The organism is Kocuria oceani (assembly GCF_029524215.1).
In the GTDB taxonomy this organism is placed as follows: Bacteria; Actinomycetota; Actinomycetes; order Actinomycetales; family Micrococcaceae; genus Kocuria; species Kocuria oceani.
In genome coordinates, this window is record NZ_JARAMH010000006.1 from 217,716 (window position 1) to 229,687 (window position 11,972).

Here is an 11,972-nt window from a genome sequence, read left to right on the forward strand (position 1 = left end):
TCGAACCGGACATGTTGACACCTCCATGAGTTAGTGCAAGCGTAGATCGAAAGCAGTCTGATGATCCAGTCGACGGAAGGACGTCCCATGGCCGACCAGTACACGATGCAGGATCCGACCACTCAGTACCCGGGCCCGGACGAGAGCTTCGAGCAGCAGCAGGAGGGTCCGGGTCTGCAGCAGGAGATGGCGCCGAAGCCGGACTCCGGGGAGTCCAGCTACCGCGGCTCCGGGCGGCTGGAGGGCCGCAGGGCGGTGGTGACCGGGGCGGACTCCGGGATCGGCCGGGCCACCGCGATCGCCTACGCCCGGGAGGGCGCCGACGTGGTGCTGTCCTACCTGCCCGCCGAGGAGGCCGACGCCCGGGAGGTCGTGGAGCTCATCGAGCAGGCCGGGCGCCGGGCGGTGGCCGTGCCGGGGGACGTGACCGACAAGGCCTACTGCGAGCAGCTGATCGCCACCGCCGTGGCCGAGCTGGGCGGGATCGACATCCTGGCCAACATCGCCGGCAAGCAGCAGCACTGCCCGGACATCCTTCAGCTGTCCGACGAGCAGTTCGACGAGACCTACAAGACCAACGTGTACGCGATGTTCTGGCTGTGCAAGGCCGCGGTCCCGCACCTGCCCCCGGGCTCGGCGATCATCAACACCTCCTCGATCCAGGGCTACCAGCCGGCCCCGATCCTGCTGGACTACGCCTCCACGAAGTACGCGATCAACGGCTTCAGCAAGTCCCTGGCCGCCCAGCTGGCGCCCAAGGGCATCCGGGTCAACGTGGTCGCCCCGGGCCCGGTGTGGACCCCGCTGCAGGTCGTGGGCGGCCAGCCGCCGGAGAACCTGCCCGAGTTCGGCGCCTCCGAGGCCCCGATGGGCCGTCCCGGGCAGCCGGCCGAGATGGCCCCGGCCTACGTGTTCCTGGCCTCCCAGGAGTCCAGCTACGTCAGCGGCGAGACCCTGGCCGCGACCGGCGGGATGCCCACCCCCTGATCCGCCCGGGCCGGGCGGCGCGCGGACGGACCCGTCCACCGCGTGCCACCCGCCCGCCCCCTTGTGCTGACCGGCCCGCGCCCGGGGACCGACCCCCGTGCCGTGCGGCCCCACCGTTCCACGACCCTCTGAGGAGACCTGCCCATGGCTCTGTCCTATCCCACCCAGCCCGGTGACATCGACCACCTGATCGCCGACGACCACGCGATCGTCGAGCGCCAGTTCCAGCACCTCGAGGCCGGCCGCGGCGACCGCCGCACCCTCGTGGACCAGATCAGCTTCGAGCTGTCCCTGCACGCCTTCGCCGAGGAGACGGTCATGTACCCGATCTGGCGCGAGCTCGGCATGGACGAGTTCGACGACGACGCCCGCGAGGAGCACGGCGACATCAAGGAGCTGCTGGTCACCCTGGGGAAGACCGAGCCCGGGGAGGCGGAGTTCGAGGCCGCCCTGTCCGAGCTGATCTCCGTGACCCGCCACCACGTGGAGGACGAGGAGCAGGAGGAGCTGCCCGCCTTCCGCGCCAAGGTCGGCGCGGACCGGATGGGCGAGCTGGGCCAGAAGTTCCTGGCCGCCAAGCGCCAGGCACCGCCGGCGCCCCACCCCCACGCCCCGGACGAGGGCCGGATCGAGAAGCTGGTGGGAGCGGCGGCCAAGCCGGTCGACGCCGCCAAGGCCGCGGTGTCCGGGAAGAAGAAGCGCCTGGCCACGGACGCGTCCGGCCTGCTGGACCCTCAGGCCCAGGCGATCGTCGACGCCCACTCCTCCCTCGGCCCTCAGCCCTTCGAGATCCTCGAGCCCGGCCAGGCGCGCAAGCAGCCCGGCCCGGACGACGCGGTCAAGAAGGTCATGGAGGAGAAGGGGCTGGAGGGACCCGAGCCCGTCGGCTCGGTCACCGACCTGAAGATCCCCGACGCGGCCGGCGGCGAGCAGACCCTGCGCGTCTACACCCCGGCCGAGCCCGGCGAGGGCCCGCTGCCGATCATCATGTGGATCCACGGCGGCGGCTGGGTGCTCTTCGACATCGACACCTACGACGCCTCCTGCCGAGGACTGACCAACAAGACCGGCGCGATCGTCGTCTCCCCCGACTACCGCCGCGCCCCCGAGGCCGTGTTCCCCGCCTCCCACGACGACGTGCTCGCCGCCTGGCGCTGGACCGCGGCCAACGCCGCCCAGATGGGCGGGGACCCGTCCCGGATGGCGATCGGCGGGGAGTCGGTCGGCGGGAACATGGCCCCGGCCACCTGCCTCCAGCTCGCCGAGGCGGGGGAGCCGCTGCCGGCCGCCCAGGTGTGCGTCTACCCGCTGACCACCCCCGAGCAGTTCGGGGAGTCCATGGAGGACGCCGCCGACGGCCGCCCGCTCAACCGCGCCCTGCTGTCCTGGATGGCGATGCACGCCTTCGAAGGGGTCCCCGAGGCCGCACAGGACCCCCGGATCGACCTGCTGAACTGGCCCCGGGAGACCCTCGCGCTGATGCCTCCCACGCTCGTGATCACCGACGAGCGCGACGTCCTGCGCAGCCAGGGCCAGCAGTTCGCGGCGAACCTCGAGGCCGCCGGAGTGCCCACCACGCTCAGCCACTACGAGGGCGTGATGCACGAGTTCTTCGGCGCCTCCGCGGTCCTGGACAAGGCCGAGGCCGCGCAGCAGGAGGCCGCCGCGCACCTCACCGCGGCCCTGCGCACCGCGGGCTGAGGCCGCCCGTTCCGACGGCACCGCCGCGCACCGCCCCGGCCCGCCCCGAACCACCGTGTTCCGGGCGGGCCGGGTCGCGCCCGGTGGCGGGACCCGCCGGCCGGCGAGGACGGACTAGACTGACCGCGAACGCTTCCGCGGCCCTCGCGACTCGGCCGCCCCGCACCACGAGAAGGGGAACCACCATGGCCGACCGGGCCCACTCGTCCACCAGCACCTCCACGGATGCCCCGACCGGAGGGCGCAGCAGCGGGAGCGTGACGCGCTCGCACTCGGGCCAGGGCCGGACCCTGAACAACCTGCTGTTCTTCGCGGCCTGCATGATCATCATGCTGGGCAGCTTCTGGGCCTTCGCCAGCTACCCCAACAGCCCGCTCATCTGGTTCGTCGGCCTGGGCCTCTACGCCCTGGCCCTGCTCATCCCGGTGGGCATCCTGCAGAACAGCACCGGCAAGAAGGCCCTCGGCGGGCGCACCCTGCTCATGGACGTCCCCCCGACCACCGAGGTCCCCGGCGAGGAACCCACCGCGCAGCGCTTCGACGACGGCCCCCGGAACATCGACGCCCGGGACGCCCAGGTCCGCGCCGAGCACAAGGACGACACCTTCGGCCGGGCCACCCAGTAGCCCCTGCAGGACCCGCCGACCGGCGACCCTGCGACGACGGACGGCCCCCTCCCGCACCGGGAGGGGGCCGTCCGTCGTCGTGCGCCGGTGCAAGGCCGTCCGTCGCACGGAACGGGTGCGCGGGGTGTCGGGGCGACGCACTAGACTTGATGCTGACGCCTCCGCGGCCCTTCGGAACTCGGCCGCGCCTCCACCGCCTGAAGGGGAACATCCATGGCCAACCGAGCCGCTTCGTCCACCAGCACCTCCACGGACGCCTCGACCGGCCGCACCACCGTGCGCTCGCACTCGGGCCAGGGCCGGACCCTGAACAACCTGCTGTTCTTCGCGGCCTGCATGATCATCATGCTGGGCAGCTTCTGGGCCTTCGCCAGCTACCCCAACAGCCCGCTCATCTGGTTCGTCGGCCTCGGCCTCTACGCCCTGGCCCTGCTCATCCCGGTGGGCATCCTGCAGAACAGCACCGGCAAGAAGGCCCTCGGCGGGCGCACCCTCCTCATGGACGTCCCCCCGACCACCGAGGTCCCCGGCGAGCAGCCCACCGCCGCCGAGTTCGGCCAGGGCCCCCGGGACATCCGTGAGCGCGACGCCCGCACCGCGGCCGTCCACCACGGCGACAAGTTCGGCAAGGCGGTCGAGTAGTTCCTCCCACCCCGGTACGTCGTCGGCCCCCTCCCGCACGGGAGGGGGCCGACGTCGTACTGCGGGCCGGTGCGCGGGGCGGGCCCGCTCAGGCGGTGGCGGGCTCCCGGGCGAAGACGGCCTCGACCACGCCGCGCGCCCACTCGAGGATCTCGCGGTCCACGAGGTCCTTGCCGCCGATCCGGGCGGTCTTCGGCTTGGGGATCAGCACCTGGGCGGTGTCCGTGCCGGGCACGGTCTTCACCTGCGCCCCGGGGTAGAGGCGGGTCAGGCGCATCTGCCGCGACTCGGGCAGCTCGGCCGGGGCGAAGCGGACCATGTTGCCCTGGGCGGCGACGTCGGTGAGCCCGGCCGCGCGGGCGGTCACCCGGAACCGGGCGACCTCCAGCAGGTTCTGCACCGGCTCGGGGACCTCGCCGTAGCGGTCCACGAGCTCGTCGGCGACCTCCTGGATCGCCTCCTCGGTGGCCGCGTTGGCGAGGTTGCGGTAGGCCTCCAGGCGCAGCCGCTCCCCCGGGACGTACTCGTGCGGCAGGTAGGCGTTGACCGGCAGCTCGATCTTCATCTCGGTGGGCCGCTCGTCCTCCTCGCCGCGGTACTCGGCGACGGCCTCGCCCACGAGCCGCAGGTACATGTCGAAGCCCACCCCGGCGATGTGCCCGGACTGCTCCCCGCCCAGCAGGTTGCCTGCCCCGCGGATCTCGAGGTCCTTGACGGCCAGCTGCATGCCGGCGCCGAGCTCGTTGTGTGCGGCGACGGCCTTGAGCCGCTCCAGCGCCGTCTCGGAGAGCGGCTTCTCGGCCTGGTAGAGGAAGTAGGCGTAGGCCCGCTCGCGGCCGCGGCCCACGCGCCCGCGCAGCTGGTGCAGCTGGGAGAGACCGTAGCGGTCGGCGCCGTCGACGATGAGGGTGTTGGCGTTGGCGATGTCCAGGCCGGTCTCCACGATGGTGGTGCAGACCAGGACGTCGAACTTCTTCTCCCAGAAGTCCACGATGATCTGCTCCAGCCGGGACTCGGACATCTGCCCGTGGGCCACCGCGATCCGCGCCTCGGGCACGAGCTCGGCGATCTCCTTGGCCTTGCGCTCGATCGAGGACACCCGGTTGTGGATGTAGAAGACCTGGCCCTCGCGCATCAGCTCGCGGCGCACCGCCGCGGAGACCTGCTTGTCCGTGTAGGCGCCCACGTAGGTGAGCACCGGGTGGCGCTCCTCCGGCGGGGTGGCCAGGGTGGAGGTCTCCCGGATCCCGGTCAGCGACATCTCGAGGGTGCGCGGGATGGGGGTCGCGGACATCGCCAGGACGTCCACGTTGGTGCGCATCGCCTTGAGCTTCTCCTTGTGCTCCACCCCGAAGCGCTGCTCCTCGTCGATGACCACCAGACCGAGGTCCTTGAACTGGACCTCCTTGGACAGCAGCCGGTGGGTGCCGATCACCACGTCGATCGAACCGTCCTTGAGCCCGGCGAGCGTCTCCTTCGTCTCCTTGGCGGTCTGGAACCGGGAGAGGGCGGCCAGGTGCACCGGGAACCCGGAGAAGCGCTCGGTGAAGGTCTCGGCGTGCTGCTGGGCCAGCAGCGTGGTGGGCACGAGCACCGCGACCTGCTTGCCGTCCTGCACGGCCTTGAACGCGGCGCGCACCGCGACCTCGGTCTTGCCGTAGCCCACGTCCCCGGAGATCAGCCGGTCCATGGGGACCTCCCGCTGCATGTCCGCCTTGACCTCGTCGATCGTGGTCAGCTGGTCGGGGGTCTCGATGTACGGGAAGGCCTCCTCCAGCTCGCGCTGCCACGGGGTGTCCTCGCCGAAGGCGTGGCCGCGGGAGGCCATCCGGGCGGAGTAGAGCCGGATGAGCTCGTTGGCGATGTCCTTGACGGCTTTCTTGGCCGCGCGCTTGGTCTTGTTCCAGTCCGCCCCGCCCATCTTGGACAGGCTGGGGGTCTCCCCGCCCACGTAGTTGGTGACCTGGTCGAGCTGGTCGGTGGGCACGAACAGCCGGTCCTTCGGGCCGTTGCGCTTGGACGCGGCGTACTCCAGCACCAGGTACTCGCGCACGGGCTTGGGCTGGCCCGGCTTCGTCATCGCCCCGGCGATGGGCCGCTGGATGAGCTCCACGAACTGGCCCACGCCGTGCTGCTCGTGCACCACGAAGTCCCCCGGGGACAGCGCGAGCGGGTCCACGGCGTTGCGCTTGCGCCGCACGGGCAGCTTGCGCATGTCCTTGGTGGTGTACGGGCTGGCCTTGCCCAGCAGGTCGGCCTCGGTGAGCAGCACGATCCGCGGGCCGTCGAGGGCGAAGCCCTTGCCGGCCACCGCGGTGGTCAGCTCCACGACCCCGGGCTGCGGCGGCTCCTCCAGCGACTCGCGGCGGGCGGCGGGGATGCCGGCGTCGTGCAGCAGCTCCGCGATCCGCGCCAGCGGGCCGGGGCCCTCGGTGACGGCGACGACGCGCCAGCCGTCGGCCACCCGCCCGCTCAGGAACTCCAGCATGGCCTCGACGTCGCCGTGGAAGCCCAGCGGGTCGCGGGCGGCCACGGTGAGGGTGTCGGCGTCGGAGTCGAGCAGGGCGATGTCCTCCGCGGCGGTGTCCGCGTCCACGTCTTGCCCGGCCACGGCGTTGACGTTCAGCGCGGTGACCGCCCACCAGCCGAGCCCGGCGCCGAGGGCGGTGGACCGGGCCTCGGCCAGGGTCTGGAAGGACCCGGAGGACAGGGTGCGGCCGCCGTCGTCGCCCGTGGGCAGGGCGTGCTCGGCGGAGCCGATGTCGATGGGCGCCGAGAGCCCGTCGGAGGCGGAGTCCCAGGCGGCCAGGAGGAACTCCTCGTTGGTGGCCACGAGGTCGTGCGCCCGGGCCCGGACCTTCTCCGGCTCCATCACCACCACCAGGGAGCCCGGCGGCAGCAGGGAGAGCATCGGGACCATGCCGTCCACCAGCAGCGGGGCCAGGGACTCCATGCCCTCCACGTAGATCCCGCCGGCGATCCGCTCGAGCATCGACTCGGCGCCGGGCAGGGCGTTGCGCAGCGCCGCGGCCCGGGACATCACGGACGGGGTGATGAGCACCTCGCGGCAGGGCGGGGCCACGAGCCGGTCGGGGTGGTCCGTGCCGGTGAGGGTGCGCTGATCGGCCACGGCGAACCAGCGCAGCTCGTCCACCTCGTCGCCGAAGAACTCGATCCGCACCGGGTGGTCCTCCACCGGGGAGAAGACGTCGATGATCCCGCCGCGCACGGCGAACTCCCCGCGGCGGGTCACCATGTCCACCCGGGCGTAGGCGGCCTGGGCCAGGGCGGTGACGGCGGCGTCGAAGTCCAGCTCCTCCCCGCGGGCGAAGCGCACCGGGGTCATCTCCCCCAGGCCCTCGACCACGGGCTGGAGCACGGAGCGGACCGGGGCGGTGAGCACCTGCAGCGGGCGCTCGGGGTCGTGGCCGGCCAGCCGGCGCAGCACGTCCAGGCGGCGGCCCACGGTGTCCGAGCGGGGCGAGAGCCGCTCGTGCGGCAGCGTCTCCCAGGCCGGGAACTCGGCGATCCCCGCGGTGGGCAGATAGGCGCCCAGGGCCGCGGCGAGGTCCTCGGACTCGCGGCCGGTGGCGGTGACCGCCAGCAGCACCGGCGCCCGGTCGTCGGCGGCACCGCCGGAGGCGTCGTCGAGGGCCCCGCGCAGCTGGGCGGTGATCACCGGGCGCATTCCGTCCGGGGCGCTGATCACGGTCTCGGGGCTGCGCTCCCCCGGCGGGAAGGCGGCCTGGGTGCGGAGGTTGGCGAAGGAGCGCTCCGCCCCGAGGGCGGCGAGCAGTCCGGACAAGGTCATGAGTGAGCTGTCTCCTGGGACGCTGAGAAAGGTGCTGGCAGAGCACGGGTGCTGTGGAAGCCAACGTTCGCGCCCCCAGCTTACTCCCGCACGCCGACAGGCCCGAGGCGGGAGAGGGTCCTGCCCGGCCCCGCCGCGAGCGGCGAGCGGGCCGGGGTTCAGCGGAGCCCGCGCCGCAGCACCTCCTCGAGACCTCCGGCGGGTTCGCCCGGAGATCCCGTCCCACTGCGGAAGATGCCCATGTCGGGGCCGCGGTACTCCCAGTAGGCGAAGCTCAGGTCGTGCTCCTCGAGCAGGTCGAGCATGTCGGCGACCCAGCGCTCCCCGCCCTTGCCCTCCATCTCGAAGGTCTGCCGCACGGCGCCGAACTCCAGGACCGACATGGGGACGTGGTGCTCGGCGCCGAACTGCAGATGCTCGTCCATCCTCGCCTCGAGGTACGTCCTGTCGCGCTTCAGGAAGCGGTTGCTGCCGGGCCCGGACGACCGTGCGTACACGTCCAGCCGCCACCGGATCCGGGGTTCCTCGCCGTCCGCTCCGGCCACGTCCTCACCACGCATGTATCCCCTGATGCGGTACCGGTTCCCGGGCACGACCTCGAACAGGTGCCCGGTGCTGCTCCATCCCGCCACGGCGCCCGCCGGTGAGGCGCCGGTGACCGAGAGGCTCGCGTCGTCCTCGTGACCGGAGGACTCCCGTTCGAAGTCCACCGCCGGCGCCGCTCCCTCCCGGCTCTGCCACTCGTACCAGTTGAGGGCGTCGCCGCTGATCCGGTCGTCGACCACCTCGCGGATCTCGGTCCCGTCCGGGGCGTACTCGGTGACGGTGACGGCGTCGAAGTGCGCGGTCCCCCGCATCCCGCCGTCCACGACGGCCACGGGTGCCGCGGCCGCGGCCGATTCGTCGTCGATCACGACCTCGCCGCTGTCGTACTCCACCCAGCTCGAGGTGCCGGTGGGCAGGGACTCGGTGTCGATGCTGCTCTCCCCCAGTCGGCGCGGTTCACCGGTGGCCAGGACGGCGTCCGGGTCCGGATAGCTGCCGCCGTCACCGGCCGGTATCCAGCCGGCGAACTGGTGGGTGTAGGCGAAGGGCTCGTAGAAGTGGAAGTCGTACATGACGTTGTCGTCGTCCACCAGGAAGTGCGGGTCCTCCCCGGCCGTCCCGAAGAGGCCGTCGACCCCGTGGACCCCCTCGACCACCAGCAGGTGGTGCTCGTCCACGGACCGCACCGCCTCCACCAGCTGCCCGGCGAAGTCCTGCCACTGTTCGCCGGTGGAGTCGGTCGTCACCGGCTCGTTCAGCAGGTCGTACGCCGCGACGGTGGGCTCGTCCTGGTACCGGTCCGCGATCTCGCGCCACAAAGCGGCGTTCTGCTGCCGCAGCTCCGGGTCCGACCACAGGTCGAAGCTGTAGTCCTCGCTGCCCCGGTCCAACCAGAAGCCGCCGATGGGAACGTGCAGGTCCAGGATGAGCCGCACGCCGTGCTGCCGGGCCCACCCGACGTTGCGGTCCAGCCACTGCCAGAACACCTCTGGGTCGTCCACGTACCAGTTGCCGTCGATGGCGAAGCGGATGCTGTCGAACCCCATCTCCCGCACGTGCGCCAGGTCCTGCTCCCCGTGGTGCGGGGAGTCCAGCAGGTCGGACCCGTGGACGTCGTCGTAGTAGCCGTTGGAGAAGTTCACCGCTCGCAGCCGGACGGGCTCACCGTTCACCGTCAGGCCCCGTCCGGCCGCCCGGACGAAGCCGTCGCCGTGCGGACCGGCGGGTGCCCCCAGGACTCGTCCGAGGTCCGGAGCGCATCCCGCCAGGGCGAGCACGACGACGCCCAGCACTGCCCCGGCCGTGCCGATACGTCGATCTCGATGGGCCATGTGCACCTCCGGGTCGGCCTGTTCACCCCAGTGCACCACGCCGCAGCCTTCGGATCCCGTCGGGTGACGCCGTTCTCCCGTGGTGTGGGGTGAAGTGGTGCGCACCGGACCGGGTGCGGGGCCCCGCGGTCTCGTGCGTGCCGCGGGCAGGGGGCGGTTCTCTAGGATGAAGCAGAACCGACTTCCAGACCTGAGGAGCTCCCATGGCCGTCACCGCGTCCACCACCGTCCCCGCCCCCGTCGAACGTGTCGTGGAGACCTTCGCCGATGAGGCGTTCGTCCGCCACGTCGCCGAGAAGGCAGGGGCCACTCTGGAGTCCTTCCAGCGTTCGGGCGAGACCACCGCGGCGTTCACCGTGACCACGGTGCGCGCCATGCCCGCGGACCGGCTGCCGGACGTCGCCAAGCGGTTCGTCGGGCCCTCCGTGCACCTCACCCAGACGGACACCTACGAGGCCCCGGCCGCGGACGGGTCCCGCGTGGTGCACAGCGACATCAAGGTCGGGTCCCTGCCGGTCTCGGGCAGCGCCGAGCAGACCCTGCGCCCGCAGGGCGAGCAGACCGAGGTGCACGTGGACTGCGCCGTGGAGGCGAACATCCCGTTCGTCGGCAAGCAGGTCGCGGCCGCCGCGGAGCCCTACGTCAGCAAGGCCCTCTCGTTGCAGTCCCGGGAGGCCGAGGCCTGGCTCGCGAGCCGCTGAGCAACGGCGTGTCACGCAGCCGCTGAGCGGGACGGGCGGACGGAGAGCTGCGAGCGCGGTCATAGACTGACCCCTGATTTTCCGACGACGACGACGACGAACAGGAGTCCGCTGTGACCGCAGTTGAGACGGACCAGCACGGGCCGGGGCTGGGCAACTTCCTCCGCAGGGACCTGGTGGGCGGTGTCCTGCTGCTGATCGCGATGCTCTCGGCACTCGTGATCGCCAACTCCCCGCTGGCGGACGGCTACTTCGCACTGCGGGACACCCACATCGGCATCGACTTCCCCGGCCTGGACCACACCGTGGGCGAGTGGGCCTCGGAGGGCCTGCTGGCGATCTTCTTCTTCCTGGTCGGCCTGGAGCTGAAGACCGAGTTCGTGGACGGCGAGCTGCGCAACATCCGCAAGGCCATGCTGCCCATCGTGGCGGCCTTCGGCGGCGTGATCGTCCCGGCGCTGATCTACGTGGCCGTCAACACCCTCAACAACGAGGACCCGAGCACCATCGACGGCTGGGCGATCCCCACGGCCACCGACATCGCGTTCGCGGTCTCCGTGCTCGCCGTGGTGGGTTCGTCCCTGCCCGTGGCCATGCGCACCTTCCTGCTGACCCTGGCGGTGGTGGACGACCTCATCGCGATCGTCATCATCGCGTTCGTCTACACCGACGACCTCAGCACCCTCTATCTGCTGCTCGCGCTCATCCCCCTGGGCCTGTACACCTTCCTGGCCCAGAAGTTCCCCGACTTCTTCATGCAGCACCACTGGGCCGCCTGGGTCATCCTGCTGCCCATCGGCGTGGTCACCTGGCTGTTCGTGCTCGAGGCCGGCATCCACGCCACCATCGCCGGTGTGCTGCTGGGCTTCGCCGTGCCGGTCAAGAAGGTGACCCCGCGGGTGATCCGCCAGGAGGAGCCCGAGCTCGGCCTGGCCCCGGCCCTGGAGCACCGGTTCCGCCCGCTCTCCAACGGCCTGGCCATCCCGGTGTTCGCGTTCTTCGCCGCCGGCGTGGCCGTGGGTGGTCTCGACGGCGTGGTGACCTCGCTGTCCGATCCCGTGGCGATCGGCATCATCCTGGGCCTCGTCCTCGGCAAGCTGATCGGCATCTTCGGCGCGGCGTGGCTGATGGACCGCTTCACCCCCGCCAGCAAGGACGACGACTACACCTGGCTGGACCTCGGCGGACTGGCCATGGTCGCGGGCATCGGCTTCACTGTCTCCCTGCTCGTGGCGGAGCTGAGCTTCGGCCTGGGCAGTCCGCACGACGAGCACGCCAAGGTCGGCATCCTCACCGGCTCGGCGATCGCGGCGGTGTTCGGCGGCTCCCTGCTGGCCGTGCGCAACGCCCACTACAGGAAGCTGCGGGCCCAGGGCGTGGAGGTCGACAAGCTGGACGCCGAGTGACCGCCCTCGCACACCCGCGCCCCGGACCACCGCGACCCGTGCCGGCCCCCGGTTCCACCCGGGGGCCGGCCCGCGCCGTGCAGGCCGCAGCCTGTCCCCACATCGGCGCCCGGCTGTCCCCAGAAGAAGGTGCAGGCCCGGCACCGCCACGCATCCCCTCTCTCGGTACGCTTCAAATGCAAACACATTCGCTTGCATCTGCGAAGTACCGGAGGGTGCTT

Annotated in this window: 8 protein-coding genes; 6 read left to right on the plus strand and 2 right to left on the minus strand. The window is 71.7% G+C overall.

The window, feature by feature from the left end:
- Positions 1–87: 87 nt before the first annotated feature.
- From PU704_RS09040 to PU704_RS09055, 4 genes are all read left to right on the plus strand, one after another.
- Positions 88–987 carry an SDR family oxidoreductase gene (locus PU704_RS09040; RefSeq protein WP_277551065.1) on the plus strand — a complete coding sequence of 300 codons (900 nt, stop codon included), beginning with the start codon at positions 88–90 and terminating at the stop codon, positions 985–987.
- Positions 988–1,131: 144 nt separating this feature from the next.
- Positions 1,132–2,688, plus strand: coding sequence for an alpha/beta hydrolase fold domain-containing protein (locus PU704_RS09045; protein ID WP_277551066.1), 1,557 nt, complete (start codon positions 1,132–1,134; stop codon positions 2,686–2,688).
- Between the two features lie 257 nt (positions 2,689–2,945).
- Entirely contained in the window at positions 2,946–3,314 is a 369-nt protein-coding gene (locus PU704_RS09050; protein WP_277551067.1) for a hypothetical protein, read from the plus strand.
- A 213-nt stretch (positions 3,315–3,527) separates the two neighbouring features.
- Positions 3,528–3,956, plus strand: coding sequence for a hypothetical protein (locus PU704_RS09055; RefSeq protein WP_277551068.1), 429 nt, complete (start codon positions 3,528–3,530; stop codon positions 3,954–3,956).
- Positions 3,957–4,044: 88 nt separating this feature from the next.
- On the opposite strand, the gene mfd is transcribed toward PU704_RS09055, so the two are convergent.
- Complete coding sequence (gene mfd, locus PU704_RS09060; RefSeq protein WP_277551069.1) at positions 4,045–7,767, minus strand: transcription-repair coupling factor; 3,723 nt, start codon at positions 7,765–7,767, stop codon at positions 4,045–4,047.
- Between the two features lie 158 nt (positions 7,768–7,925).
- Positions 7,926–9,680, minus strand: coding sequence for a glycoside hydrolase family 5 protein (locus tag PU704_RS09065; protein WP_277551070.1), 1,755 nt, complete (start codon positions 9,678–9,680; stop codon positions 7,926–7,928).
- Between the two features lie 167 nt (positions 9,681–9,847).
- Here PU704_RS09065 and PU704_RS09070 point away from each other — a divergent pair, with 167 nt between their 5' ends.
- Together PU704_RS09070 and nhaA are read left to right on the plus strand one after the other, a co-directional pair.
- A complete protein-coding gene (locus tag PU704_RS09070; protein WP_075872347.1) occupies positions 9,848–10,345 on the plus strand; it encodes a DUF2505 domain-containing protein in 498 nt (165 codons plus the stop codon).
- A 113-nt stretch (positions 10,346–10,458) separates the two neighbouring features.
- Complete coding sequence (nhaA, locus tag PU704_RS09075; RefSeq protein WP_075872346.1) at positions 10,459–11,751, plus strand: Na+/H+ antiporter NhaA; 1,293 nt, start codon at positions 10,459–10,461, stop codon at positions 11,749–11,751.
- Positions 11,752–11,972: the final 221 nt, after the last annotated feature.

What these genes read in the sequence shown, in the direction of transcription:
- PU704_RS09055 (WP_277551068.1), top strand. Translation starts at nt 3,528, where the DNA reads ATGGCCAACCGAGCCGCTTCGTCCACCAGCACCTCCACGGACGCCTCG.
- PU704_RS09070 (WP_075872347.1), top strand. Translation starts at nt 9,848, where the DNA reads ATGGCCGTCACCGCGTCCACCACCGTCCCCGCCCCCGTCGAACGTGTC.
- PU704_RS09040 (WP_277551065.1), top strand. Translation starts at nt 88, where the DNA reads ATGGCCGACCAGTACACGATGCAGGATCCGACCACTCAGTACCCGGGC.
- mfd (WP_277551069.1), bottom strand. Translation starts at nt 7,767, where the DNA reads ATGACCTTGTCCGGACTGCTCGCCGCCCTCGGGGCGGAGCGCTCCTTC.
- PU704_RS09045 (WP_277551066.1), top strand. Translation starts at nt 1,132, where the DNA reads ATGGCTCTGTCCTATCCCACCCAGCCCGGTGACATCGACCACCTGATC.